This window comes from Halomonas urmiana (genome assembly GCF_005780185.1).
GTDB lineage: Bacteria > Pseudomonadota > Gammaproteobacteria > Pseudomonadales > Halomonadaceae > Halomonas > Halomonas urmiana.
Genome location: NZ_VBUI01000011.1, coordinates 81032 through 106374 on the forward strand (window position 1 = coordinate 81032; position 25343 = coordinate 106374).

At 68.1% G+C, this 25343-nt stretch carries 27 protein-coding genes and 2 pseudogenes; 14 read left to right on the top strand and 15 right to left on the bottom strand.

Features of this window, described 5'->3' with window-relative positions:
- The first annotated feature begins 2 nt into the window (after positions 1–2).
- Both FEI13_RS08645 and FEI13_RS08650 read left to right on the top strand, forming a co-directional pair.
- Positions 3–1007 (top strand): branched-chain amino acid ABC transporter permease, encoded by a 1005-nt coding sequence (locus FEI13_RS08645; RefSeq protein ID WP_138181142.1) that lies wholly within the window; start codon positions 3–5, stop codon positions 1005–1007.
- A complete protein-coding gene (locus tag FEI13_RS08650) occupies positions 1007–2308 on the top strand; it encodes a branched-chain amino acid ABC transporter permease (RefSeq protein ID WP_138181143.1) in 1302 nt (433 codons plus the stop codon). Before FEI13_RS08645 ends, FEI13_RS08650 begins: the two co-directional genes overlap by 1 nt.
- A 172-nt stretch (positions 2309–2480) precedes the next feature.
- Here the strand turns inward: FEI13_RS08650 and FEI13_RS08655 are convergent, their stop codons facing one another.
- A complete protein-coding gene (locus FEI13_RS08655; protein ID WP_138181182.1) occupies positions 2481–3689 on the bottom strand; it encodes an ABC transporter substrate-binding protein in 1209 nt (402 codons plus the stop codon).
- Positions 3690–3928: 239 nt separating this feature from the next.
- Here FEI13_RS08655 and FEI13_RS08660 point away from each other — a divergent pair, with 239 nt between their 5' ends.
- The 4 genes from FEI13_RS08660 to FEI13_RS08675 all read left to right on the top strand — a co-directional run bounded on the left by FEI13_RS08660 (position 3929) and on the right by FEI13_RS08675 (position 7868).
- The gene (locus tag FEI13_RS08660) at positions 3929–4702 is read left to right on the top strand and encodes a dienelactone hydrolase family protein (RefSeq protein WP_138181144.1); all 774 of its coding nucleotides are present in this window, start codon (positions 3929–3931) and stop codon (positions 4700–4702) included.
- A 148-nt stretch (positions 4703–4850) separates the two neighbouring features.
- On the top strand, positions 4851–6107 hold the full coding sequence (locus tag FEI13_RS08665; RefSeq protein WP_138181145.1) for a dicarboxylate/amino acid:cation symporter: 1257 nt from the start codon (positions 4851–4853) through the stop codon (positions 6105–6107).
- 222 nt (positions 6108–6329) lie between these two features.
- Complete coding sequence (locus FEI13_RS08670; protein WP_138181146.1) at positions 6330–7427, top strand: C45 family autoproteolytic acyltransferase/hydrolase; 1098 nt, start codon at positions 6330–6332, stop codon at positions 7425–7427.
- Between the two features lie 72 nt (positions 7428–7499).
- Positions 7500–7868 carry a DUF6746 family protein gene (locus FEI13_RS08675; protein ID WP_138181147.1) on the top strand — a complete coding sequence of 123 codons (369 nt, stop codon included), beginning with the start codon at positions 7500–7502 and terminating at the stop codon, positions 7866–7868.
- Positions 7869–7932: 64 nt separating this feature from the next.
- On the opposite strand, the gene FEI13_RS08680 is transcribed toward FEI13_RS08675, so the two are convergent.
- The 6 genes from FEI13_RS08680 to FEI13_RS08705 all read right to left on the bottom strand — a co-directional run bounded on the left by FEI13_RS08680 (position 7933) and on the right by FEI13_RS08705 (position 14898).
- Entirely contained in the window at positions 7933–8538 is a 606-nt protein-coding gene (locus tag FEI13_RS08680) for a DUF4202 domain-containing protein (protein WP_138181148.1), read from the bottom strand.
- A gap of 440 nt (positions 8539–8978) precedes the next feature.
- A complete protein-coding gene (locus FEI13_RS19700; RefSeq protein WP_158294528.1) occupies positions 8979–9215 on the bottom strand; it encodes a hypothetical protein in 237 nt (78 codons plus the stop codon).
- Between the two features lie 102 nt (positions 9216–9317).
- The gene (locus FEI13_RS08690) at positions 9318–10964 is read right to left on the bottom strand and encodes a cytochrome D1 domain-containing protein (RefSeq protein ID WP_204758379.1); all 1647 of its coding nucleotides are present in this window, start codon (positions 10962–10964) and stop codon (positions 9318–9320) included.
- Positions 10965–11028: 64 nt separating this feature from the next.
- Positions 11029–11832: an anti-sigma factor family protein gene (locus tag FEI13_RS08695; protein ID WP_138181149.1), complete on the bottom strand. Its 804-nt coding sequence runs from the start codon at positions 11830–11832 to the stop codon at positions 11029–11031.
- A complete protein-coding gene (locus FEI13_RS08700; protein WP_158294529.1) occupies positions 11825–12421 on the bottom strand; it encodes an RNA polymerase sigma factor in 597 nt (198 codons plus the stop codon). The genes FEI13_RS08695 and FEI13_RS08700 overlap by 8 nt, the downstream gene beginning before the upstream one ends.
- Before the next feature lie 194 nt (positions 12422–12615).
- Positions 12616–14898 (bottom strand): CehA/McbA family metallohydrolase, encoded by a 2283-nt coding sequence (locus tag FEI13_RS08705; protein ID WP_138181151.1) that lies wholly within the window; start codon positions 14896–14898, stop codon positions 12616–12618.
- Between the two features lie 196 nt (positions 14899–15094).
- On the opposite strand from FEI13_RS08705, the gene FEI13_RS08710 reads away from it, so the two are divergent.
- Entirely contained in the window at positions 15095–15634 is a 540-nt protein-coding gene (locus FEI13_RS08710; RefSeq protein ID WP_138181152.1) for a GNAT family N-acetyltransferase, read from the top strand.
- 224 nt (positions 15635–15858) lie between these two features.
- On the opposite strand, the gene FEI13_RS08715 is transcribed toward FEI13_RS08710, so the two are convergent.
- Complete coding sequence (locus FEI13_RS08715) at positions 15859–16041, bottom strand: heavy metal-binding domain-containing protein (protein WP_138181153.1); 183 nt, start codon at positions 16039–16041, stop codon at positions 15859–15861.
- 6 nt (positions 16042–16047) lie between these two features.
- On the opposite strand from FEI13_RS08715, the pseudogene FEI13_RS19730 reads away from it, so the two are divergent.
- Positions 16048–16104, top strand: a pseudogene (locus tag FEI13_RS19730) (hypothetical protein); the annotation flags it as partial.
- A gap of 29 nt (positions 16105–16133) precedes the next feature.
- Here FEI13_RS19730 and FEI13_RS08725 read toward each other — a convergent pair.
- The 3 genes and pseudogenes from FEI13_RS08725 to FEI13_RS08735 all read right to left on the bottom strand — a co-directional run.
- Positions 16134–17732 carry a putative bifunctional diguanylate cyclase/phosphodiesterase gene (locus tag FEI13_RS08725; RefSeq protein ID WP_138181154.1) on the bottom strand — a complete coding sequence of 533 codons (1599 nt, stop codon included), beginning with the start codon at positions 17730–17732 and terminating at the stop codon, positions 16134–16136.
- Between the two features lie 495 nt (positions 17733–18227).
- Positions 18228–18569, bottom strand: a complete 342-nt coding sequence (locus FEI13_RS08730; protein WP_138181155.1) for a YbjQ family protein — start codon at positions 18567–18569, stop codon at positions 18228–18230.
- A 183-nt stretch (positions 18570–18752) separates the two neighbouring features.
- Positions 18753–18944, bottom strand: a pseudogene (locus FEI13_RS08735) (YbfB/YjiJ family MFS transporter); the annotation flags it as partial.
- Positions 18945–19044: 100 nt separating this feature from the next.
- On the opposite strand from FEI13_RS08735, the gene FEI13_RS08740 reads away from it, so the two are divergent.
- On the top strand, positions 19045–19506 hold the full coding sequence (locus FEI13_RS08740) for an aldo/keto reductase (RefSeq protein WP_338035079.1): 462 nt from the start codon (positions 19045–19047) through the stop codon (positions 19504–19506).
- A gap of 110 nt (positions 19507–19616) precedes the next feature.
- Here FEI13_RS08740 and FEI13_RS08745 read toward each other — a convergent pair whose 3' ends face one another.
- Together FEI13_RS08745 and FEI13_RS08750 are read right to left on the bottom strand one after the other, a co-directional pair.
- Entirely contained in the window at positions 19617–19850 is a 234-nt protein-coding gene (locus FEI13_RS08745) for a hypothetical protein (RefSeq protein ID WP_138181156.1), read from the bottom strand.
- A 226-nt stretch (positions 19851–20076) separates the two neighbouring features.
- A complete protein-coding gene (locus tag FEI13_RS08750; protein WP_158294530.1) occupies positions 20077–21036 on the bottom strand; it encodes a DUF4349 domain-containing protein in 960 nt (319 codons plus the stop codon).
- Positions 21037–21157: 121 nt separating this feature from the next.
- Here FEI13_RS08750 and FEI13_RS08755 point away from each other — a divergent pair, with 121 nt between their 5' ends.
- A complete protein-coding gene (locus FEI13_RS08755) occupies positions 21158–21757 on the top strand; it encodes an SAM-dependent methyltransferase (RefSeq protein ID WP_138181158.1) in 600 nt (199 codons plus the stop codon).
- Positions 21758–21917: 160 nt separating this feature from the next.
- Here the strand turns inward: FEI13_RS08755 and FEI13_RS08760 are convergent, their stop codons facing one another.
- Together FEI13_RS08760 and FEI13_RS08765 are read right to left on the bottom strand one after the other, a co-directional pair.
- The gene (locus FEI13_RS08760; RefSeq protein WP_138181159.1) at positions 21918–22820 is read right to left on the bottom strand and encodes an alpha/beta hydrolase; all 903 of its coding nucleotides are present in this window, start codon (positions 22818–22820) and stop codon (positions 21918–21920) included.
- Between the two features lie 3 nt (positions 22821–22823).
- Positions 22824–23300, bottom strand: coding sequence for a TspO/MBR family protein (locus FEI13_RS08765; RefSeq protein ID WP_138181160.1), 477 nt, complete (start codon positions 23298–23300; stop codon positions 22824–22826).
- An 80-nt stretch (positions 23301–23380) separates the two neighbouring features.
- On the opposite strand from FEI13_RS08765, the gene FEI13_RS19645 reads away from it, so the two are divergent.
- The 4 genes from FEI13_RS19645 to FEI13_RS08775 all read left to right on the top strand — a co-directional run bounded on the left by FEI13_RS19645 (position 23381) and on the right by FEI13_RS08775 (position 25340).
- Positions 23381–23506: a hypothetical protein gene (locus FEI13_RS19645; RefSeq protein ID WP_275668723.1), complete on the top strand. Its 126-nt coding sequence runs from the start codon at positions 23381–23383 to the stop codon at positions 23504–23506.
- A 76-nt stretch (positions 23507–23582) separates the two neighbouring features.
- Positions 23583–23732 (top strand): hypothetical protein, encoded by a 150-nt coding sequence (locus tag FEI13_RS19165; protein WP_166462127.1) that lies wholly within the window; start codon positions 23583–23585, stop codon positions 23730–23732.
- Positions 23732–24466, top strand: coding sequence for a metal ABC transporter ATP-binding protein (locus FEI13_RS08770; protein WP_138181161.1), 735 nt, complete (start codon positions 23732–23734; stop codon positions 24464–24466). Before FEI13_RS19165 ends, FEI13_RS08770 begins: the two co-directional genes overlap by 1 nt.
- Entirely contained in the window at positions 24450–25340 is an 891-nt protein-coding gene (locus FEI13_RS08775) for a metal ABC transporter permease (RefSeq protein ID WP_138181162.1), read from the top strand. The genes FEI13_RS08770 and FEI13_RS08775 overlap by 17 nt, the downstream gene beginning before the upstream one ends.
- The last annotated feature ends 3 nt before the right edge of the window (positions 25341–25343 follow it).

Below are 25343 nucleotides of genomic sequence, written 5' to 3' on the forward strand. Positions count from 1 at the left end.
CCGTGAACGAACTCGTCTTCTTCATCAACAACGTGGTGATCGCCGGCAGCGTGACCGGCTCGATCTACGCCATCGGCGCAGTGGGCGTGACGCTGATCTTCAGCATCATGCGCTTCGCCCACTTCGCCCATGGCGACATGATGACCTTCGGCGCCTTCATGGTGCTGCTGCTGGCCAGCGCCTTCCCGGGGGCCGGGTCGGCCTTCGGCGTGCCCGCCGCGCTGGTGCTGCTGCCGGTGGCCATGGCGCTCACCGCGCTGCTCGCGGTGGGCATCGACCGCGCCTTCTACAAGCCGCTGCGTGCCCACGGGGTCAAGCCCATCGTGCTGGTCATCGGCTCGCTGGGGGTGACCCTGATGCTGCAGGGCCTGATCCGGCTGTTCTCGGGCACCGGCGGGTCGAGCCTCTACGTCGACGATCGCAAGGAGATCTTCCGCCTCGCCCTGCCCTTCGAAGGCGTGCGGGCGCCGGTGGTGATCACCGAGCCCCAGCTCTGGCTCTTCGTGATCACCCTCGCCGCCGTGGTGGGGCTGCACTTCTTCCTGACCCGCTCGCGGCTCGGCAAGGCGATGCGCGCCATGTCCGACAACCCCGACCTGGCCCAGGCCTCGGGCATCAACACCAACACCATCGTCGCCGTGACCTGGGTGATCGCCGGGGGGCTCGCCGCCATCGCCGGCACCCTGCTGTCGCTGGACGTGACCTTCAAGCCCGACCTCAGCTTCTTCCTGCTGCTGCCGATCTTCGCCGCCGCCATCGTCGGCGGCGTCGGCCACCCCTTCGGGGCCGTGGCCGGCGGCTTCGTGGTGGGCTTCGCCGAGACCCTGGCGGTGTTCAACTGGAGCGTGCTGCTCAGGCCCTTCCGCGACAGCCTGCCGGAGTGGCTGACCCAGGCCGGCAACCTGGCCTTCGTCGGCACCGAGTACAAGATCGTGGTGCCCTTCTTCATCCTGGTCGTCATCCTGGTGTGGCGCCCCACCGGCATCTTCAAGGGCAAGGTGATCTGATGGACACGAAACGCGCCGATATCGTCGCCGCCCCCAGCCGCCTTCCGCTGCGGGAAATGCTGCTCTTCGTCGCCCTGCTGGCGGCCGTGCTCGGCGTCTACGCCGTGATGGGTGGCGCCTACAGCACCCGCATGCTGGTGGAAGCCGCCTGCTACGCCATCCTGGCCCTCGGCCTGACCATCCAGTGGGGCTACGCGGGCCAGTTCAACGCCGGGGTAATGGGCTTCGTGGCCCTGGGCGGCTTCAGTGCCATGTTCTTCAGCATCCCGATCAACGAGGCGTTCTGGGGCAGCGAGCTGCCCGGCGAGCTCGGCCGGGTGCTGCTCTATATGGTCGCCGCCATCCTCGTCGTGCTCGGCGCCACCCGGCTCGACCGGATCGGGGTGCCGAAGCGGCTGCGCACGATCATCGCCGTGGTGCTCGGGGTGGTGCTCTACCTGGTGGTGATCAACGCCTTTCGCGACGTGACCGACCAGATCGAGTCCCGGGCCGGCTTCATCGGTGGCCTCGGCCTGCCGGTCGGCGTCGGCTGGATCGTCGGCGGCGCGCTGGCCGGCGCGGTAGGCTTCTTCATCGGCCGGGTCTGCCTGGGGCTGCGCAGCGACTACCTGGCGATCGCGACCCTGGGCATCGCCGAGATCATCAAGGCCTTCCTCAAGAACTCCGACTGGCTGACCCGTGGCACCGCCACCGTCTCGCCGCTGCCCTGGCCGGTGCCGGGCCCGGCCGAGGTCGGTTTCACCCTGGCCCGGGCGATGTACCTGTCGGTGACCGCGGTGATGATCGCGGTGATCTTCTTCCTGCTGAGTCGTGCCTATCACGCCCCCTGGGGACGGATGATCCGCGCCATCCGCGACAACGAGCTCTCCGCCGCCGCCATGGGCAAGGACATCAACCGGCGTCGCCTGGAGATCTTCGTGCTGGGCTGCATCCTGATGGGCATCGGCGGCGCCGCCCTGGGCAGCTTCAACAGCATGTTCGACCCCCAGGGCTACCTGCCGCTCAACCACACCTTCCTGGTGCTGGTCATGGTCATCCTGGGCGGTCCCGGCAATAACCTGGGCACCATCTTCGGCGCCGTGGCGGTCTACATCATCTGGATCATGTCCGAGCCGCTGGCGCTGTTCCTGATGGAGCTGGCCGTCGCCTTCGGCGAGGGCGCCTTCGGCTGGGAGGCCCCCACCAACATGGACAGCCGAGCGCTGCAGGCACGGGTGTTCGTGATCGGGCTGCTGATCACCCTGGTGCTGCGCTTCGCGCCCAAGGGCCTGCTGCCGGAGAAGGTCAAGCACGTGGCCTGAGGGCGAGGCCCCGGAGAGCAAGGCAGGAAGGTGCTTAGCACCTTTCCTCAGCGCGGTCGCCCACAACTGGCAAGGGGCGATGAGCCGCAAGCAACACCCGATGAAAAAGGCCCTGGCGGGCAACCCGCCAGGGCCTTCGCTGGTTCGCCCCCGCTCAGCGGAGGCGCGCTCCTCAGAGGTCGACGTAGCCCTTGCTGGTGAAGCTGCCGTCCTCGATCACCATCTCCAGCACCACGCCCGGCACGTCGCCGTTGGCATCGAACTCCTGGGTGCCCGAGGCGCCCTCGTAGTTGATCTCGGTGCCGGCGGCGATCAGCTCCACCGCCTTCTCCCACTCGCCGGGCAGGATCACCTCACCGGGGGCGCTGGCCACGCTGCGCAGCGCCTCGTTGAGCCCCTCGCGCTCGGCGCTGCCGTTCTGCTCGATGGCCAGCGCCAGTAGGAAGGCGGCGTCGTAGGCCTGGGCGGCGAACACCGCGCTGGGGTCGATGCCGGCCGCCTCGGCCTGGGCCTGGAACATCGCGGTGCCCGGCAGTTCGGGGCTGCCCGGGCGGGTGGCGATCATGCCGTCGAGCACGTCGGCACCGATGGCCTCGACCAGGCTGTCGCCGACCATGCCGTCGGCGCCCACGTACTGGGTGAACATGCCGCTCTCGTAGGCCTGGCGCACCACCGTCTGGCCGGAGGTGTCGGCGTAGGCCAGCACCACCAGGTTCGGCACGCCGGTGGAGGAGAGGGTGCCCAGCTCCGAGCGGTAGTCGGCGCGGTTGTCTTCGTGAGCGAGGTTCTCCGCCACCGTGCCGCCCTCGGCCTCGAAGGCCGCGGTGAAGGCCTCGGAGAGGCCGCGACCGTAGTCGTTGTTGACATAGGTGACGACGACTTCCTCGATGCCCTTGGAGATCAGCAGCTTGGCAAGCATCTCGCCCTGGAAGGCATCCGAGGGCACGGTGCGGAACACCAGGTCGTTGTCGTCGAGGTCGGTGACGGCCGGGGCCGTGGAGGCCGGCGAGACCATGGTCACCCCGCCCGGCACGGCGGCGTTGTTGGCCGCAGCGATGGTCGCGCCGGTGCACAGCGCCCCGACGATGGCGGTGACCTGCTCGGTGTTGACCATGCGGTCGGCGGCATTCGAGGCGGCCGAGGCATCGGAGCAGGTGGTGTCGCCGGTAGGCATCACCAGCTCCTGACCGTCCAACAGGCCGCCCTGCTCGTTGACCTGGTTCACCGCCAGCTGGGCGCCGTCGAAGATCGGCGGTGTCAGGCTCTCGATGCCGCCGGTGAAACCCCCCAGGAAGCCGACCTTAACCTCGGCCTGCGCCATGCCGGAGAGGGCCAGGGTCGTCGCCGCCACCGCCGTCGCTAGAACGCGTTTCTTCATGATTGTTGGTCTCGCTCTGGTTGCTCGGATCATGAACTGCATGAATCACACACCTCTCAATCTGGAAGGCCGAGGAGCAAAACACAAGCCGGCGCTGCCAACGCTTCGGGCCCAGCGGAACTCGCCAAGCCATTGATCGCCATGACGGAAAGCGAGTGCTTGAGCGTTCGAACACACGCTTCAACGCAACCGCGGCCCCGGACCTATACTGAGGGCCGTCCACTCCCCGTCCAGAGGTCACCATGACGCCACGCCTGACGCCCCTTGCCTTCGCCTTCGCCCTCATCGCCCCCTTCACGCTCTTGCTGGGAAGCGCCCAGGCCGATCGGCCCGCCGGCCAGGAGATCGACTACGACGTGGACGGCGAGGCCTTCGCCGGCTACCTGGCCAGCGCCCCGGATGAATCCCGCGGCACCGTGCTGATCGTCCACGACTGGGACGGCCTCACCGACTACGAGCGCCGGCGCGCCGACATGCTCGCCGAGCTGGGCGTCGGCGCCTTCGCCATCGACCTCTACGGCCAGGGCAATCGACCGGTGGAGACCGACGCCAAGAAGGCCGAGACCGCGCGACTCTACGAGGATCGCCAGCGCATGCGCCGCCTGACCCTGGCCGGCCTGGCCGAGGCTCGCGCCCAGGGCGCCGCCGGCCCGGTGGTGATCATGGGCTACTGCTTCGGGGGCGCGGTGGTGCTGGAGCTCGCCCGCTCGGACGCGGCCGGGGAGATGGCCGGCTTCGCCACCTTCCATGGCGGCCTGGCCACCCCCGAGGGCCAGGGCTATCGCGCCGACACCGCGCCGATCCTGGTCGCCCACGGCGGCGCCGACGCCTCGATCTCGCTGGATGACGTCGCGGCCCTGGGCAAGGAGCTGGAAGCTGCCGGCACGCCCTACGAGATCGAGATCTACTCCGGTGCCCCCCACGCCTTCACCGTCTTCGGCAGCGAGCGCTATCAGGCGCGAGCCGACGAGAAGTCCTGGGCAGCCTTCCTGGGACTGCTCGACGAGGTGCTGTGATTCCCCCGGACGGCCCGCGGCGCGGGTCGCCATCTCGCAAGAGTGACACTCGTTTAAATAAAGATTAATGGTTTTTCTTTCTGTAGAATCGCCTCCCCGAACCGACAATCACCACATAAAAGCTGTTTTTGCAGAAAGGAGCACCGACGTGACCAGTCCTTCGACGACCGCTTCCACCAGCGTGTGGCGGCGCATTCCCCTGTGGCAGAAGATCCTCGCCGGCCTGGCGCTCGGCATCCTCGCCGGCGCGCTGATGGGCGAGGACGCCAGCGTCTTCAAGCCCATCGGTGATGTCTTCATCAGCGCCATCAAGATGCTAATCGTGCCGCTGGTGTTCTCCACCCTGGTGGTGGGCATCACGGCGATGCGCGACCCGCAGAAGATGGGCCGCATCGGCGTGCGCACCATCGGGCTGTACCTGATCACCACCGCCTTCGCCATCGCCATCGGCCTGCTCGCCTCGCTGATCTTCCAGCCCGGCGTGGGCCTGGAGATGAGCTTCGAGTCCGGCGTCGAGGCCAAGGAGGCCCCGAGCCTGGTGGAGATCCTGGTCGGCCTGGTGCCCCAGAACCCCATCGACGCGCTGGCCAACGGCAATATCCTGCAGATCATCGTCTTCGCCATCGGGCTGGGTATCTCGCTGACCCTGATCGGCGACAAGGGCGAGCCGGTCGTGCGCGTCTTCGAGAGCTTCGCCGAGGCGATGGTCAAGCTGACCAGCTTCGTCATGGCCCTCGCCCCGTTCGGCGTGTTCGGCCTGATCGCCCACGTCTCGGGCAGCTACGGCCTCGAGGTGCTGCTACCGCTGGCCAAGGTCATCGGCGTGGCCTACCTGGCCAGCGTGCTGCACGTGCTGATCGTCTACTCCGGCCTGCTGGCACTGCTCGGCAAGCTCAACCCGGTGCGCTACCTGCAGGGCATCCTCGACGCCCTGGTGGTGGCCTACTCCTCGGCCTCCTCCTCCGGCACCCTGCCGGTCTCGCTGCGCTGCGCCCAGAAGAACCTCGGCGTCTCCGAGGGCGTGGCCGGCTTCGTGCTGCCGGTGGGCGCCACCATCAACATGGATGGCACGGCCATCTACCAGGGCGTAGTGGCGGTGTTCATCGCCCAGATGCTGGGCGTCGAGCTCAGCATGATGGACTATGGCATGATCATCGTGACCGGTACCCTGGCCTCCATCGGCACCGCCGGCGTGCCCGGCGCGGGCCTGGTGATGCTCTCCATCGTCATGGCCCAGATCGGCCTGCCGCTGGAGGCGATCGCGGTGATCGCCGGCATCGACCGCATCCTCGACATGGCGCGCACCAGCGTCAACGTGGCCGGCGACCTGATGGTCACCACCTTGGTCGCCAAAAGCGAAGGCGAACTCGACGAGGGCATCTACAACGCCCCCGGCAAGAGCTGATCCCCTGCGGCGCCGGCCCCGGCCGGCGCCGCTTGGTTCCGAGCGGTTCTCTCTGACCGGCTCCCCCCAGCAACTCCCCCTCAGCGGCTCCCTCTGTGCGCCCTGCGCTGCCCCTCCCGACCGGCCCCTCCTGACCTGCCCTTCCTGACCTGCTCCCGCCCTGCGAGCTCCCGCCGAGTGCTACAGTGATCCTGTCGATGCGCAGCGAGTCGCGAGGTCACCATGCATATCACCCCCCTGACCGGCAGCCGGGCCGAGATCGGCGAGGCCCACGGCCGCGCTCATGGCGAGCGGATCACCCACAGCCTCACGGTCTACGATCGGCTCTTCCAGGACTTCGTGGACCTGGACTGGGCCCGGGCGCGCCGCGTGGCCGAGCGCTTCCTGCCGATGATCGAGCGCGGCTTCCCGGCGATCCTCGAGGAGATGGAGGGCATCGCCCGGGGCGCGGGCCTCGATTTCGCCGATATCCTGACCCTCAACTGCCGAAGCGAGATCTCGCTGACCCAGGCCAGCGGCGGCTGCTCGGCCTTTGCCCTCACCCGCGACGGCACCCAGTGGCTGGCCCAGAACTGGGACTGGCGTAGCGATCAGCTGCACAACGTGGTGGCGCTGGAGATCAGCGGCGACGACGCCCCGGCGCTGATCAGCATCGGCGAGGCCGGCATGGTGGCCAAGATCGGCATGAACGAGCACGGCCTCGGCGTCTGCCTCAACGCCATCCGCTCGCAGACCTGCGGCGAGGGCCTGCCCATCCACGTCGCCCTGCGCAAGATCCTGGAGTGCCGCGACCTGGACGACGCCGTGGCGGTGGCACGCCACGACCGGGTCTGCTCGCCGGCCCACTTCCTGGTCGCTCAGGGCGATAGCCGGGCACTAGGCCTCGAGGTACATCCCGGCGAACCCGGCATGCTGTCCCCCGACGACGGCGTGGTCACCCACACCAACCACCTCTATGCCGGCGGCGGCGCCGAGCGCGTCGAGGACTTCCCGCGGGCCGATTCCCGCCCCCGCCTGGCCCGACTGGAGGCCCTGCTGCGCGAGGCGCTGCCGTCGCGGGGCGAGATCGGCGAGGGGGAGTTCTTCGCCCTGCTCGGCGACCACGACGGCGCGCCGCTCTCGATCTGTCGCCACTTCAACCCCGACCAGCCCGCGGAGGAGCGTATGGAGACGCTCTTCGCGGTGGTGATGGACCTGACCCGGCGGCGCCTCACCCTGCGCCACGGCAAGCCGTGCGAGAGCGACGAGAGCCTGACGGTGCAGTTCGGCGACGCGCCCGGCGTTGATCCGGATCAAGCGCGGCAGGGCATCGAACGATAATGATTGTCAGGCGCAAGGGCGAGTGGTAGCGTGTCCATGCGATAAATTCTCATTTGTACCAAGGGTCCCCATATGAAGAACCTGCTGCTCACCGCGCTCTGCACCGGCCTGCTCGCCACCACCGCCCACGCCGAGAGCCCGGACCACTTCTCGGGCGAGCCCTCGCGCACCCTCGAGGAGGCGATCACCAACCTCAGCGACTACAACGCACGGCTGACCGAGCTGCTGGCCAAGAACGAGCTGAGCAACCGCGACCTGGGTACCGTCCATGAGCTCACCTACACTCTGGAGAACGCCCTGGCGCGCATCGATGCCGAGGTCGACACCATGGCCGCCTCCCTCGAGGAGGTCCACCTGGGTTCGGAGAGCGTCGACCGCGAGCGCGTGCGCCTCAACGGCATGGCCTACCTCAACGCCGCGCGGCCGCTGACCACGCCCTAAGGGCCTGATCGCCCCTCGAGCCTCCGGCCGCCAACCATGGCGGCCATGAGGCCGCGCCGGCGCCTCAGCCGGCCAGGGCCTCCTCCACCAGCGCGCGGGCTTCGGCGGTCATCGGCAGCTCGAGGGCCAGCGCATGGGCGCCCGGCGACATCTTTCGCCAGGTCTTCTGCACGATGCGAATCAGGTGATCGTGGTCGACCTGCCGGGAGAAGTCGCCGAAGTAGTGCTCCAGGAATACCAGGCAGGCGCAGTCCTCCACCGCCTGCACGCCCTCGTCACGCCCCAGCCCCTGCTTGCGAATCATCGTCGCCACCCGCTCGGCCGAGGCGTCGTCATACCCCGCCTCGCGCATCAGCGCCGCGGTGGTCTCGCCGGCGCGCTGCCCCTGGTCGCGACGCCAGGACAAGTAGCCCACTCGCCCCTCGGGATAGTCGCCGCGCGGCACCTGCCAGCGCTGCAGGTGCTGGCCGCGCACCGCCAGGCGCACCAGTTCGTCCGGCGACTCCACCAGCCGCTCCAGCCAGGCGCTCATCCGCCCCGCGTGCCACAGCTCCTGGGGCACCGACTCGTCCGCCACCGTCAAGCGGCGTGGGTCCTCGGCATGCAGGGCATCCAGGGCGGCGAGGGTCGCCGCGAACGGGGAAGGGTTGCGAGGGGGTTCGGTGGGCATGAGCACACTCCTGGGTCGGGTCGAGTAGGGTCCGATAACGGTCACGGCGGCGGCAACCACCGCCGGCACCAGCATACCGGGCCACCGGGCGTGGGGCCCAGCCTCGCCCGGCGCGTAAAGCGCGCGCATAAAAAAGGCCCCCCGAAGGAGGCCAGTAGGAGCACGCCAGCTCACTCGTTGCATCGCCACTCCCATGGCGATCCTGCCAAGCAATTTGCGAAAAGCGCGCCAAGAATAAAAAATAATTGTTCTTAACAGCATCTTACAAGAAAAAAGCGCCCCACCCCGCCCCACATCGCCGCTCGATCACTTCGCACCTGCACCATGGCGGGCCCGCACGCACGCCCGCTGCCCCATCGCGGCCCAGCGGTCGCGCAGGGATATAGGAAAGAGCGTTGCTTATATATGGGTCGACAGGTATCAGGAGGATATTCCCCACTTCAGGCCCTTCGCTGACCATTCCCAACCCGTCGTCGGTGCCCAAGGCCTACCTGGCGTTCGACGAACACGACCGCATGCACCCCTCGCCCTACTCCGAGCGCCTCGAGCTCGGTGTCGGCTACCCTGGCCGTCGCTTCGGGCCAGCGGCTCACGCCGCGCCGCCGCCATGCGCCGCGCGCCGAGAGGGCGGCACCGGCCAGGGCAGCGACGGCGATCAGCAGGGGAATCATGGACATGCGGCGGCTCCTGTCACCGGGGGAGCCGCCATCATGGCCGTCGAGGGCGCCGTTGCAAAGGCGCAGAACTCCGCCTACCCCGAGCACGCCGCGGCCGGCCACTCAGGGGTTACCTGGCACGGCGATCCAGAACGGGAAGGCGCCCGCGACCAGCTCGCGCCGCACCACCGTCATGGTCTCGGTATCGATTACCGCAATGGCATCGTCGGCGGTCAGGGTGGCGTAGAGGTAGCGACCGTCTTGGCTGGCGCGCACCCCGTGGGGGCCGGTGCCGACCTCGACCGTCGCGGCGACCTCCAGGGCCTGCGCATCGATCACGGTCACCACCGAATCGGCGATCGCCCCGGTCGCCACATAGCGCCCGCCGGGCAGGACATCGATGCCGCCGTGGCCGTTGCCGACGGCGAAGGTCTCGACCAGGGCGCGGCGTTCGAGATCGAGCACCGCCGCCTGCCCGACGAAGTCGCGGATCCACAGCCGCCGGCCATCCGCGCTGAGGTCGAGGTTGTGCGGGGTCTCCAGGCCCGGGGTGGGGATCTCGTCGACCTTCGCAAGGGTGGCCATGTCGATCACCGCGATGGCACCGCCGCCCTGCAGGGTCACGTAGGCCCGTTCGCCGTCGGCGGAGAAGACGGCGTTGTGCGGCCCGGCACCGACGTTCAGCCGCTCGATCAGCTCGCCGGCGGCCAGGTCGATCACCGCCACCACGCCCTGCTTCTGGGCCATGGCGAGCCCCAGGCGCCCGTCGGGGGAGATCTTCACTCCCTGGGCCACCTCGCCGACCGGCAGCGTGGCGAGGCGCTCGCCGCTGCGGGTATCGAGCAGGTAGACATCGCCGCTCTTGAAGCCCGAGACCAGCAGCCGCGTGCCGTCCGGGCTCAGGGCGTCGTAGTGGGCGCCGGGCACGTCCGTCCAGGCCTGCCCGCCGGGCAGCGCCTGGACGGCGTTGCCGTGCTGGACCGCCACGTAGGCCGGCGCGGGGAACGCCGCCTCGCGGGCGAGGCTCGCCGCGGCCTCGACCGGCGCCGCGTCCGACGCAGCGGCCGCGTCAGGCGTCGCTGCGCCGATGCCCTCGAGCCCCTGGCGCAGCCGGTGGACGTCGCGCCCGCTCAGCGCCGGGTCGCGAAGCGCTTCGACCTCCTCGGCGGTGTAGGGGCGGAAGGCCTCGGGCGCGGCATCGATCTCGGTGAGCAGGTAGTTGAGCACCTCGGCGATCTGCGCCTCGCCCAGTGCCTCGCCCCAGGCCGGCATGTTGCCGTCGTAGCGCTCGCCATCGACGACGATCGGGCCGGTCAGGCCGTGGAGCAGCACCCGGGCCAGGTAGTCGCGGCCGTCGATCTCGTCGCCCTCGGCGGCGTAGAGCGCGCCGACATGGCCGCGATGAGGCGGGAAGGCGCCGCTCACGCCCTCGCCGTTCGGCCGGTGGCAGGCGGCACACTGCTCGGCGTAGATCCGCGCCCCGGGGGAATCCGGCTCGGCGGCGGCCACCTCGCGGGCCAGCGGCACCGCCACGGTGTCGTGATCGCCGGCGTCGACGGCGACATGGCCGATGGAGGCCGGGGCCACGATGTTGCCCTCGCCGTCGCTCGCGTGGACCACCAGGAAGGCATCCTCGGCGAGGCTCACGGCCTCCACCGTGACGGTGCTGCCGGGGGCCTGCTCCGCGACCTCGAGGGAAGGCGCCGCGAGCGCACTCGCGACCAGGCCGAGCGTCAGGGTAGCGACCGTCAGGGAATGGCGAATCATCATCGTGCAACCTCCTTTGTTGATGGTTGGAACGGGGCCTGGAACCCCTTCACGCCGAGGCGGCGGCCTAGAGCCGGAGCCGCTCCAGCGATTCGCTGGGCAACTCGCCCACCAGCAGCGAGCCGGCGTTGTCGCCCGGCCAGCCCACTACCGACTGATCGCCCAGATGGGCGACGTAGCGCCCCTCTCGAGCGACCGCCTCGCGCACGCTCGCCCGATTGAAGAACAGCGGCCCGCTGACCACGTACTGGACCACGGTGTGCGCCTCGACCCGGTAGGCCAGCGCGGCCGCCGGCTGCCCCTGCAGCGCGGTCGGCCAGGCGCCGAGGAACTCCACGCCGGGCCCGTCGATGACCTCGATCGGCAGCGCCAGGGTGCGCGCCAGCGCGGCGGTGTCCCGGGAGGCCTGGGGCGGTAGCATGCCGCTCACCCGCTGGCGGAAGTCCGCCACGGCGTCGCGCACCATGGGCACGCCCTGGCGCGCCTCCCAGCTCGGCCACCCCAGCACCACCGCCAGCACGCAGGCCTGGACCGCCGCGATGGCCCAGCCCATCCACCCCCACAGTGGACCGGGGCCCGTGTGGCGCCGGGCGGGTGAGAGCAGCCGACGCCTCAGGTGCCGCTCGACGGCCTCGGCCGATACCGCGCGGGTGGCATGCGGAGCGGACGGATCAGTGGCCGCGCCGAGCCGCTCCAGGCGCCGGCGCACCGCCTGCTGGCGCGCCAGCTCGCGGCGGCATGGCTCGCAGGCCGTCAGGTGATGGGCCATGACGCGGCGCTCGTCGGGCGAGAGTTCGTCGTCCAGGTAGGGCGCCACCCGCTCCAGCCAGGCGGCATGGGCCTCGTGCGACCGATGATCGTGATCACTCATGGTGACGTGCCTCCTTATCGCCCGACGCGCCGATGCCCTCGACCGTCTCCGGCGCCTCGACCAGCAGCCCGGCGAGCAGGCGCCGGCCGCGGGCCAGCCGGCTGGTCACCGTGCCCAGCGGCAGCTCCAGCGTCTCGGCGATCTCCCGGTAGCGGTAGCCCATCAGGTCGTGCAGCTCGACCACGATGGCGAAGTCGTCGGGCAGCCGGCGCAGCAGTGCCGCGACCCGGCCGTCCGACTGGGCCGCCACGGCCTGCTCGAAGGGCCCCGGCGCCTCGCCGGCGATGGCCTCCCAGTGCGCCTCCTCGATGTCGGTGATCGGCAGCAGCGCCTGGCGGCGCGCCCGGGTGCGGCGATGATCGGCGATCTGGCGCAGCAGGATGCGCACCAGCCAGGGCCGCGACGCCTCGGCCGAGCGCAGCCCCTCGAGCTTCTCCCAGGCCATGATGCAGCTCTCCTGCACCAGGTCCTCGGCCAGCGCCGCATGGCCCGTGCGCTGCAGGGCGATATGCACAAGATGCGTCACATGGGGCTGCACCAGGCGTCGATAGCGCCTCTCCCGCGACGAAAAATGGCCCAGAAACCGCATCCCGCTTGCTCCCGATTGGGTTGTGCTATCCATAGAGACGGCACGAGGCAGCGACTTTATTCCCGGCAGCGAAAAAATGCTCGTGGCTCGGGTAACGCCTGGCGCCAAGAGGCCCGCCGACCATGGTGCCCTCTGCCCACGAAAAAGGCCGCACCCCGGAGGGTGCGGCCTGATCAGGCGTGTTACCTGAACGATCATCCCTCGGCGGCAGCCGTGTAGGGCGTTGTCTGCTCGCGAGTCACCCACAGCGGGTTGCTCCAGGCGGTCTCGTCGTCCTGGTCGTCGACTTCGAGGGCGACCCAGCCCTCGACAGCCTCGTCCAGGGACAGCGAGAGGCTCGCCTCGCGGCCGTCCAGGGCGACGGTTTCCAGCACCTCACCGCCCTTCCCGATCAGTCGGGCTTCTTCGAGACCGTCGACGGCCGTGACATCCACCTGCCAGGTGAAGGCCTCCCCCTCGGGCAGGCGCAGGGTGTCGCCGAACAGGCCGTTGCGCGGATGCAACAGCGGCCCCTGAGTCGCGTAGCCATGGCCGTCCTTGAGGGCCCGGGCGAAGGCGCGCGGGGTCAGTTCGCCCGGCACCTTGGCCATCATGCGGATGCGGCCGGTCAGGTCGTTCCAGGCATCGTGGGTGTCGGTGCCCGCCGTGAAGTAGACGCGGCTGCCCTCGTCCCAGAGGTCATGCGCCGTCTGGCGGGTCGGGACATTGTCGACCTCGGCGTTGAGCTCGAGCAGGTCGAAGTCGGTGGCGAAGCCGCCCGGCACGCTGTCGTTGGCCAGGTTGCGCAGGTAGCCATAGTCGTTGAACGGATGGTTGAGGGGAATGACCTCGGCGTTGAGGCGGCGGGCGTCCGCCAGGATCGCCTGGACGCTGTCGGTGCCGGGATCCACCTCGAGTTCGCCGGCGAGGTCGATGGGGAAGGGGTTCATGTGCCCCCAGGACGCCGACACCTCGATGGACGGAATGAACGGCACGCCACGCTGCGCGGAGAGTGCCTGGAAGCGCTCATGGTTGGCGGTGGAGTCATGGTCGCTGATGAACGTCAGGTCGAGGTCGGTGGCCAGCTGCGCCCGAACGACGGTCTCGGGCGGGGTAGTGCCCTCGAGGACGTTGGCGTGGTGGTGCAGGTCGGCGCCGTACCAGCCGTCGTCGTTGGGCTCGGCGAGCCGCTCGATCTCGAGGGTCTTCTGCACGGTCTCGCCGGAGGCCAGGCTCACCTCGAGTTCCTGCTGCTCGGCGGTAAAGCCCGCCCCGGCGTTGACGCTCAGGCGATAGTCCCCGGGCGCCAGGTTGAGCTCCGCCGTGCCGGCCGGGGTCAGCTCGGTGAAGAAGGTCTGCTTGCCGAGGAACTCAACGGGCGGCTGCTGCCCCTCGAGGATCGCCAGGCGCGCATCGCGGGGCGCCCCGGTCTCGGCATCCTGCACGTCGAGACTGAGGGTGCCCGGGCCTTCCAGCCCCGCGAACTCCAGCGTCTGCTCGCCGCCCTCGGTCACCGTCAGCGCGACGGGCTCGCTGTTAGCGTGGCCGAGGCCGGTGGCATAGGCGCGGTACTCGCCCGCCGGCAGCGACATCTCGAAGCGGCCGCCCTCGGCCAGCGTCCAGGCATAGGGGTGGCCCGCTTGCTCGATCATCACCAGGCCATCCTGCGGAGCCTCGCCCCGATCGTTGCTCAGGGTGCCGGTAATCTGGCCGACGGGATCACCGTGCCGCTCGGCCTCGAAGGCCACCACCGGCGCCAGATCGCCCTCGGGCACCACCTGCAGCGCGCCCTGGAAGGTGCGCGACTCACCGGGCGCCAGATCATGCTCGAGGTACATGTCCTGGCCTTCGTAGTTGACGCGATCGAAGTAGGGGGCGTGGAGGGCGAAGACCCAGTCGCGATCGTAGGCGACCATGCGATCGGTCAGCGCATCAAAGGCCACGGTCTCCTTGGCATCGCCGAGCCCAGGAACGCCGAACAGGAAGCCGGTGTCCGGCCACAGGGTATAGCCCGAGCGAATGGCCTCCAGCGGGGCTGCACCGGCGTTCTCCAGCTCGGTCTTGAGGCCGATGCGGTCGCTACCGGCCTCGAGGGTATAGGTGGTGGTGACCCAGGCCTCGCCCCAGTTGCGGCGAATGCGGACCACGGCCCGCTCGGGCGAGTCCTCGACGATCTCCACCGTCTTGCCGTCGTTGGGCCAGGAGGACCAGTTGTTGGGGATGAAGTCGGCGAAGGCGATGCGATCCAGGTCGATCTCGCCCTCCTTCACGGCGGCCAGGTCGACCAGAGTGCCGCGAGGCACGCCCCAGGGCGGCGCGGATGCCACGGCGAGGGAGAAGGCCAGCCGGTCATTGGCGATGGTCAGGTCCTCGCTCGCCTGGGCTTCCCCGTCGGGAATCGCCGTGGCACCCCGGGTGATACTGACATCGGCGTGAGACGCCGCCGAAGCGCCGGCCAGCAGGCCGGCAAGCAAGAGTCGTTCGAGCCGTTTGGTCATTGAAGCGCTCCCATGCAAGGCGTTGCGTTATTGGTGGGTAACGTGGCTATCCTCCTTTATTTTGATTGATCATTCAAATAACGACACAGAACGAGACGGGGCAGTCGCTCACTCAGCCGAGCTGGGTATGATCCGGCAGAGTAGCCACACCATCCGTCACCCGTCGGATCAATCAGCGACCAGGGAGCCAGACCCCGTGGAATTCTCGAAGCGTGTCAAAGGACACGAACAGGAACTCGTCGAGCTGTTCACCGCCACCTTCACGGCCTCCAAGGGCGTGGCGGAAGGCACGCTGATCGGTGATCTGGTTCGCCAGCAGCTGGTTAGCACCCCCGCATCGGATCTCTACGTATTCATTGCCGAGTCCGATGGGATGGTGGTCGGCGGGGCGATCTTCTCGCGGCTGACCTACGACCAGGATGACCGGACGGTGTTTGTCCTCGGGCCCGTGTCCGTGGCAACCGAGCGCCAGGGACAAGGCATCGGGCGGCAGCTGCTGACGTACGGCCTGCAGGTGCTGCGCGCTGCGGGTGTCGATATCGCCGTGACCTACGGTGACCCGAACTACTACGCGCGTGTTGGCTTTATGCCGATCAGCGAGGCGTTCGTGCCGGCACCGTTCACGCTGCAACATCCCGAGGGCTGGCTGGCACAGTCGTTGACGGAGACCGAGATGTCGCCGCTGAGAGGCACGGCGCGATGTATCGAGGCGTTCAATGATCCGGTTTTCTGGTAGGGAGTCGCCTCGTGACGGCCGCGATCAGGACCGTGACCGGCACCGGCGTCGCCCGGGCCGTTTACTCGCCAAGTACCGAACGCCCCGGCGAAGCCCATACCAGGCGCCGCGGAACACCTTGGCGAAGAAGGCCGCGCGTAGCCGGGCGTTGCGCTGCTCGATTTCACGGATTTTCGGGTTCGGGTTGTGGAAGGCCATTGAAAATCAGCTCCTCCGCGACCGGCTCAGTCTCGGGTGACCTTCACCGCGGTGCCCGTGGCCACCAGGATCAGCATCGACTTGCCGCCGCCAGAGATCTCGCTGTAGTCGAGATCAATGCCGATCACGGCATTGGCGCCCATCGACTCGGTCTCGCGGCGCAGCGCGTCCAGGCCCTCCGTCGCGGCGGGAGAGCCCACTACAACCATGTCAGACCGCACAGCTCGCTGGGCTATTTGCCACCTGTAGCGTATGCCGAGCAGTGCGCATGAAGCAGCGGTTTCTCACATTGTGAGCGGACCTAAACCTGGGGGAGGTCACCCGTTGCCGCATACTGCTGGCACCAGGCATGGTACTCCGTGGCCGGGAGGGCCGGTGAGTAGTAGAACCCCTGGGCCTGATCACAGCCCAGTCGGCGCAGGATCTCGGCCTGCTGCTGGGTTTCCACGCCTTCCGCGGTGACCACCAGGTCCAGGGCGTGCCCGATATCGATCATGCAGGCCATCAGCTTAAGCGCTTGCTCATCATCGCTTAGGTGAGTCACGAAGGCGCGATCGATCTTGAGGCCCGTGATGGGCAGGTGCTGCAAGTACTCGAACGAGGAGAAGCCGGTGCCGAAGTCATCGATGCTCACGCCGATGCCGAGATTACGAAGGCGCTGTATGGCAGCGCGTGCCGCGCCGAGGTCACTGATAAAGGCACTTTCCGTGAGCTCTACCTCTAGACGATCCGGTTTCACACTGGCATTTTCGATAAGCTCTTGAAGAAGCTCATAAAATGTCTCGTCGTACAGATTATGTGCCGACAGGTTGATGCTGATCACGCTCCCTATCCCCGTGTGCAGGGAAAACGCCCCGGCGGCTTGCGTAACGAAGTGGGTAAGTGGACCAATGAGAGAGGTGTTTTCCACCTTGGGCATAAACTGCCCAGGGGGAATCAGTCTGCCATGATCCCCCCGCCAGCGGATGAGGCCTTCGCATCCACAGACTTGGCCATCGGCCAGACGAATCTTGGGCTGGTAATGCAGCTCGAACTCTCTCTCGGCCAACGCCTCTCGCACCCGGCCGATCAGTTTGAAGTTCTCTAGAGAGCGTTGGTCGAAGGTCGGGCTGAAATGCATATGCCCTTGCCGCTGGCGGATGGACGCCAAGAGCGCGAGGCGGGCTTCTCGGAGCAGCTCCGCCATCGTCTTGCGGCCATTGTCTGCGATGGCGCTGCCTATCGCCAACTGGACGCGAACGGGCACCTGATGGATCGGCAGGCTTTCTTCGCCGACCTCAAGGAGCCGTTGGCTGATAGCATAGAGATCACTCGGTTCGATATCCAGCACGACCAGGGCCAGCTCATCGGGGCTGATGCGGTAGACCTGGCCCCAGCCACGAACCACTTGGCTCAGCTGCTGACTCATGGCGACGATGAGTTGATCGGCCGCCTCGAAGCCCAGCGCCTCAATAACGTCCGCTATATCGGTGATCTTCACCTTGATCACCCCGACCGTTTTGGCGGGCGATACCAGGGGAGATAAAAGCTCGTGAAGGTCTTCACGGAGCGCGATCTGGTTGGCAAGGCCCGAATGCTGATCGGTGCGGGCGAGGTCCCGGTGGGCAAGGAACGCTTGGCGACGCGACTGGAACAACCACCCCGCGACACCGCCCAGGAGCAAGTAAAGCGCGATGCGCAACAGATAGTTAGTGTAATGTTGTTCGATATCCAGCTCGACATTCAGGGGCATCGCCGCCATCGCGATGCCGGCGGCCAGGGCGGCCACCAGGCCGCCCGGCAAGCCATACCAGGAAGCGGCGAGCAACACGGGGATGAGCATCAGATAGGGATAGGCATACGCCGTCCCCCCGGAGGCATAGACAATCCCGGTCCCCAGACTCAATAGCAGCACGATCATGCCGCCCCGAAAGGCATGGCGACCTGCTAACAGCCGCCCCACCAGCTGCGGCCATTCCGCCGACTTCAGTATTCGGCCTGATCCCACGGTCCCTCACCTGCCTCGGATTCATTGAGTCTTATACAAGGTAGCTGAGTCTTATTGCCTCATCACAACTACTGAGTCTAGTCCCTGGCTGAGACGAGCATCATCAAGCAATCTGTGGATGACCGCCTGACATCTTTCGAAAGCCGGACAATGTGCAGCTACGCGGCCAACGGTGCAGTTGCAGCAACCGCTTGGCCGCTGCATTAGCGTCGGCGGCAGGCCGGTATCCGGCACTGGCGTCGCCCGGGTCGCATTCTCGACAGGTGCCGAACGCCCCGGCGAAGCCCATACCAGGCGCCGCGGAACACCTTGGCGAAGAGGGCCGCGCGCAGCCGGGCGTTGCGCTGTTCCAGCGCGCGCATCTTCGGGTCGGGATTGTGGAAGGCCATTGGCTGCTCCGTGGCCGACTCAGGCCCGGGTGACCTTCACCGCAGTGCCCGTGGCCACCAGGAACAGCATCGACTTGCCGCCGCCAGAAATCTCGCTGTAGTCGAGGTCGATGCCGATCACGGCATTGGCACCCATCGACTCGGCCTCGCGGCGCAGCTCGTCCAGGCAGGAGACCCGAGCATCGCGTAGCGCGTCCTGGGACGACTTGTTGCGCCCGCCGAAGAAATCGCGGAAGCCGGCGAACATGTCCTTGAGGATATTCATGCCGAAGACGCATTCGGCGGAGACGATATCGATGTGCTCGGTCACGCGGTAGCCCTCGAGGTGCGAGGAGGTGGTGAGGATCACGCGTTCGGACATACGGAGGTTCTCCCTGTGATGGCGGTAATGGCTAACGGAGCAGCGTGCGAGAGCAAGGCCGCCGCAGGTCCATCATGCGCGGTTTGTCGTCTACTGGAAATGACACCTCCCGAGCCGCTTTTCTCTACTGGCGGCGGGCGACATACACCATGTAGACGAGGCTCGCCCGGTGCGATGTCCAGGCGCGCCCAACATGTAGCCGGGGAAGTTGAGCACCGCCAGCCAGCCGCCGGCAGCGTCGCTCAGCCCAGGCTGCTGCATCACCGGTAGCAGCGGCGTATAGGCGAAGCGCGCCACGCCGATACACAGAATCTGACTGAACACCCCGGCCAGCAGCACGCGGTAGCGCGAGGAGAGAAAAGCGAGCTTGGCCATGCCTAGCGCTCCCTAGGTCCCTGTCATGTTTACGGTCGGCTATCATACCTCACGCCCGGGCGGAACAGCCCATCGCGGCGGTGCAGTCCGAGTATTCGCTGTGAAGCCGCCACCCCCGATCGGCCTGATCACGGCCTACCGTGAGGCCAGCACGGCGCTGGTGGCCTTCAGTCCCCTGGGGCGCGGCTTCCTGGCCGGTGCGGTCAACGATCCCGCGCGCCTCGAGGAGAACGACATGCGTCGGGGCATGCCGCGCTTCAGCGCCGAGAACCATGCCCACAACCTGCGCCTGCTCGAGGCGTTCACGGCACTGGCGGAGGAACGGGGCATGACGCCAGGCCAGCTGGCCCTGGCCTGGCTGCGAGCCCAGGGCGATGAGATTCTGCCGATTCCCGGGTCGCGCAACATCGATCACATGCGCGAGAACCTGGCGGCAGAGCACCACCCCCCTGGCACCGCACACCGTGGCCCGGCTGAACGCCATGATGCCCCCCGATCAGGTGGCGGGGGTGCGCTACGACGAAACCCAGCAGGCGGAAGTCGATACCGAGGAGTTCGGTGAGTCGGGTGCAACCCCCGCGTAGGCGCGAAGCGCCCAGAAGCGGAGAGCATTCGAGGCGGCGTCCCGCGTCACCCCGGGTGACGGACGGGCGCTCCGCCAGCGGTCATGCGTCAGTTATGGTCGACCAGCCCGGCATCGCCGGCGCCTGTGGCACAGTGGGCACAGCAATAGACCGTATCGCCATGCTGAACACCGTGGCCCACCACTCGGCAGCCGCACCGGGCACACGACGGCGCCAGCTTGTGGATGGCGCATTCGAAGGAGTCGAAATCGAAACTCTGGCCGTCCTTGTTGACCGTAAAGGTGTTGCCGTATTCATTACCGCACGTTGCACAGATACTCATCACCTACCTCCTGCTTGTATGCCGCGATAAAGGTGTTCTCTGGCCGATCATCCCGCAAATGGCCGCGTCGGGGCGGAGCCTGGCGGGCATCTGAGACGGCGATGGCCAAACGGCCGGGCCGTATTGACCACGTCTCGTCTGACTACCCTCAACGTAGCAGATGCCCGGCAGCCTTCTCGAACGGGACAGAGGCCGGGCACGACCCGATCACGTGTCGGTAAAGGCACTAGGCATCGTCCGACTTGCTGCGCGTCCGGCGCTTATCACCCAGACGAGAGAAGGCGCGGCGTACCGGCCGCCATAGCCGGCTGAGCAGCCACAGCACGGGCAGGCCGATCACCAGCCAGGGGGTGAGGAACACCACCACCAGAATCACCTGGCCCACCGATTCGAAGAACACCGACAGGCTGCGGTCCAGCGCCCGCCACAGGGGCGCCAGCACACCATGCTGGTGGGGCTCTACCCAGCGCTGCTGCTGAAAGTTGGCGGTGATCGCCACGCTGTCGGTCACGCGGGCAAGGTGACGCTGCTGGCCCTGCATGGACTCGATCTCGCCCTGCACCCTGGCCAACTCGCGCTCGACCTGCAGCAGGTCCTGAATGCGCCGCTCGCTGAACTCCCGCCCCTGCTGGGCAAGCTCCTTGAGGCGCTCGCGCAGTATCTTCTGCTGGGCCAGCCGTGCTTCGGTATCGATGAACTGCTGGGTACGGTCGTGGCGGCTGATCTCCACGCCACTGAGTGCCGGCGACTCGGCGACGAGCCTGACCGGCTCGGCGGTTTCCACCCGATCGCGGGCCACGCGCAGGGCCAGGTAGCCGCTGGCCAGGCCCTGCCGCGGCGTCTGCAGGCGCCCCTGCTCCACCCGGCAGTGCTCGCTCGCCACACAGGCCTCCTGAGTCTCCCGGTAAGCGGCCACCAGGGCATCGGCCTCATCGAACTGCAGGTTGTAATGGCGCCGCTCCTCGATGCGGGCGTCGGGCGCCTCACCCGACCCGTCGGCCGGGCGAGCGGCACTGGCAACATCGGCCTGGCCCACCATCGCCTCGCCGGAGAGGCGGCTCTCCGGCGCGGTTGGCCGCGGCGGCGCATGGTCGAGGCCGGGGCCATCGCAGCCGGCGAGGCCGAAGGTCACGGCCAGCAGCAGGAGCGGCAGGAGGCAGCGATGAGAACAGCGCAAGGCGGGCATGGCGACGATCATCCGTGACGCGTGATAAGCCTCAAGCGTAGCACCGCGCACCCCGCAGACGCCGCTCCCGGCGACTGGTATTCTCGATGGCTATATTCATAACAACATTTAGGAGGCTGCCATGTGGGATGAGCGCTACGCCACCGACGATTATATCTACGGCACCGAGCCCAACGACTTCCTGCGCGAGCAGGTGGGCCTGATCGGCGAGCCTTCCAAGCGGGTGCTGTGCCTAGCCGATGGCGAAGGGCGCAATGGGGTCTACCTGGCCAAACTCGGCCACCGGGTGCTCTCCGTGGATGCCTCGGCGGTCGGCCTGCGTAAGGCGGCCCGGCTGGCCGAGCGAGAGGGCGTGCCGCTCGAGACCCGCCTCGCCGACCTCTCCGAGCACACCTTCCCCGCCGAGGCCTTCGATGCGGTGGTGTCGATCTTCTGCCATGTGGCAGAGGCAGGCCGCCCGCACCTGCATGCCCAGGTGGCGCACACCCTCAAGCCCGGCGGCATGCTGATCCTGGAGGCCTACACCCCGGCCCAGGTGCCGCGGGACACCGGCGGGCCCGACACCCCGGACCGCACCCCCACGGCAGCGGAGCTGGAAGCGGCCTTCGCCGACTTCGAGATCCTCTCGAGCCGCGAGTTCGACCGCCAGGTGATCGAGGGCCGCGGCCACAGCGGCCTGGGTGCCGTGGTGCAGTTCATCGCCCGCAAGCCCGCCGTCTAGGAGACTGTCGGACTTAACGCTGATCTACTGCGAGATCCGATCTTTCGGCCAATTTCATTCGATCTGATTCGTTAAATAGCGCGCTATTCGCCTCATCAGATCGATAAACTTGTCTCGAAATCCGAATCTCTCGCGACGATCGGTCAAATCCGACAGGCTCCTAGGCGAGCCGGCACTCGCGCCTATCCGGCGCCAGGGCCCTCTCGAGGAAGGCGAGCAGCTCGGGCATCTCCTCGTCGATATGCTGGCTGAGGTCATGGTCGCCGGGCAGCAGGCGCAGCTCGGCGGGCGCAGCGCCGCGGCTGGCATACAGCCGCTCGGCGTCGCTGGGCGGAATCACCGCGTCGTCGCGGCCGTGCACCAGCAGCACCGGGCAACGCACCTTGGGCAGTGTGTTCACCGGCGCAATGTCATCGAAGCGATGGCCGATCACCCGCTCCACATAACGCATCACATACCAGCCCACCGGAAAGAACGGCAGGCCCTTCTCCGCCAGCCAGCGGCGCATCATGCCATCCGGGTGGGCGAAGGCGGAAAGGCTGACCACGGCGGCGATATCGTGGCGCCGTGAGGCGACGAGCAGCACCGCCGCGGCCCCCACCGAGTGGCCGAGGAGCGCCACCGGTCGCTGGGACATGCCGGGCCGGGCATGCAGCCAGTCCAGCGCGGCGTCGGTGTCCTCGGCGAAGCGCGGCATGGAGGAGAAGCTATCGGCGTCGCTGTCACCGTGGTTGCGCATATCGATAAGCAGCACGTTCCAGCCTGCTGCCTGCAGCGGCGTCGCCAGCGGTAGCATCAGCTCGCGGTTGGCGCCCCAGCCGTGGGTGACCACCACCGTGCCCCGGCCCGGGGTCGCCGGAAGCCACCAGCCCACCAATGCCCTACCCCGCCGCGTGGGAAGGGTCACCGTCTCCCCGGTCACGCCGTGCTCGTCCAGCGAGCACGCGATCGGCACCCGCGGCGCGGCCAAGCTGATGCGCAGCCGCCGATGAAAGAGGTGCAGCAGCAGTGCCAGCCCTGCCGGCAGCAGGCTCCACCCCAGCCATCCCGGCACGGCGATCATCGTCTAGCCGCCGCCATTGAGCCACCAGGTGGCGGCATTGAGGTAGGCGGCGAAGCTCACCCAGGCCAGGTAGGGCACCAGCAACCAGGCGGCGGTTGGCGAGACCCGGGCGAAGCGGCGGATGGTCAGCGCGATCAGCCCCCACAGCAGCAGCAGGTCGAGCAGCGCCAGGCCCATCCAGTGCAGGCCGAAGAACAGGACCGACCACAGGGCGTTGGCGGCCAGCTGAGCGACAAAGGGCCAGAGGGTGAACCAGCGCGCTGCGGGCGGGGCGGCCAGGGTGGCGCGCCAGGCGGACAGCGCCATCAGCAGGTAGAGCGTGCTCCAGGCAATGGGGAAGGTGAGGTCGGGCGGCGTGAGCGGCGGCTTGGCCAGGGCGGCGTACCAGTCGCCGGGCGGGGTGGCGATACCGGTCAAGGCGGCCAGCACGACCAGCGCCAGCCAGCCGCACAGCACCGGGGCGGAACGCGTCGCGGTCATGGTCACTCCATGTCATGGTGAAGTCGGTATCGTAGGCGGTGGCTGTCCCGCCATCGAAGCGTATGTGCTGGGAGAGAAACATGGATGAGATCCTGGATACCATCATCGTGGGCGGCGGCATGGTCGGTGCGGCGACCGCCGTGGCGCTGGCCGATCGCCTGGAAGGCGCCAAGCGGCAGGTGATCCGCCGCGCCCTGGGGCTCTGACGGCACGCGACGGGCAGTGGCCCGGGCGGGCATTGTTATGTTATAACCTTTGCCGCATTCCCGGAGGCGCTCCCCCATGGCACACCGACACCACCGGCACCGCCCCGAAGGGCCCTGCCACTTCTCGCTGATGTCGCTCTCCGCGGCGCGCCGGCTACTGCTGGCCGCCGCGCCGCTGGCTGCCCTGTGGCTGGCGGTCTCCTGGGCCGCGGGGTGGTGGTCCTGATGGCGCGCCTGCAACTGCACGACCTCCAGCTGGCCCGCGGCGGCCAGACGGTCCTCGAGCATCTCGACGGGCGCTTCATGGACGGCGCCATCACCGCGCTGATCGGCGCCAACGGCGCCGGCAAGAGCACTCTGATCTCGGCGATCATGGGCATGCTCGAGCCGGTCGCCGGCCGGGTCGAGTGCGCGGTGCCCCGCGAGCGCCGCGCCTGGCTGCCCCAGCAGCTAGCGCTGGACCTGACCTTCCCGATGAGCGTGGAAGAGCTGATCATGACCGGCACCTGGCCAAGCCATGGCGCCCTGAAAGGCTACTGCGGTCCCCACTACCGCCGCGGCCGCGAGATCATGGCCAAGCTCGGCATCTCGCACCTGGCGCACCGCCCGCTGGGCGCGCTCTCCGGCGGCCAGCGCCAGCGCGCGCTGTTCGGCCGCACCCTGATGCAGGAGGCCGAGCTACTGCTGCTCGACGAGCCCTTCGCCAACGTCGACATCGAGACGGTGGAGGTGCTGATGGAGGTGCTGCGCGACATGGCCCGTCAAGGCACCACCATCATCGTGGTGCTCCACGACATGGAGCAGCTCGCCCGCCTGGCCGACGACGTGCTGCTGCTCGCCGGCGGCCACGGCCGCTGGGTGCGCCCCGACGCCCTGCTCGACCACCACAGCGGCCTGGCGCCCCGCGCGCCGCGCCTGCCCCTGACCTTTCCGGATGTTTCCCATGCTGGCACTGCTTGACGCCTGGCTGATCGCCCCCTTCGACTACGGCTTCATGCAGCGCGCCCTGGTGGCCGGCCTGGCGCTGTCGCTGGCCGCCCCGCCGCTGGGCGTGTTCCTGATGCTGCGCGGCATGAGCCTGATCGGCGACGCCATGGCCCACGCCATCCTGCCCGGCGTCGCGCTGGGCTTTTTGGCCGCCGGCTTCTCGTTGCCGATGATGAGCCTCGGCGGCATCCTCTCGGGGCTCTTTATCGCAGTGCTCGCCGGCAGCGTGTCACAGATGACCGGCCACAAGGAGGACTCGGCCATGGCCAGCTTCTTCCTGATCTCGCTGGCCGCGGGGGTGATGCTGGTGTCGCTGGGCGGCAGCAGCGTCGATCTCACCCACGTGCTGTTCGGCTCGATACTGGCCGTGGACTCCACCGCCTTGATCCTGATCGCCGGCATCAGCAGCCTGATCGTGATCATCCTGGCGGTGATCTTCCGCGCCCTGGTGGTGGAGTGCCTCGATCCGCTCTTCCTGCGCGGTCAGAGGGTGCGCGGCGGCCTGGTCCACGGCACCTTCCTCGGCCTGGTGGTGCTCAACCTCACCGCCGGCTTCCAGACGCTCGGCACCCTGATGGCCGTGGGCCTGATGATGCTGCCCGCCACCACGGCACGCTTCTGGAGCCAGCGCCTGGAGGGGCTGATCGCCATCGCCATCGGCGTGGCGCTTGCGGCCAGCACCGGTGGCCTGCTGCTCTCCTATCACCTAAGCCTGCCCTCGGGTCCGGCCATCATCCTGCTGGCCGGCCTCGGCTACGTGCTCTCCGCCCTGTTCGGCCGCCACCACAGCCTCACCGCCCGCTGGCGCCGCCATGCCATGCCGCTGGGCGCCCCCGAACCCGACTGACTC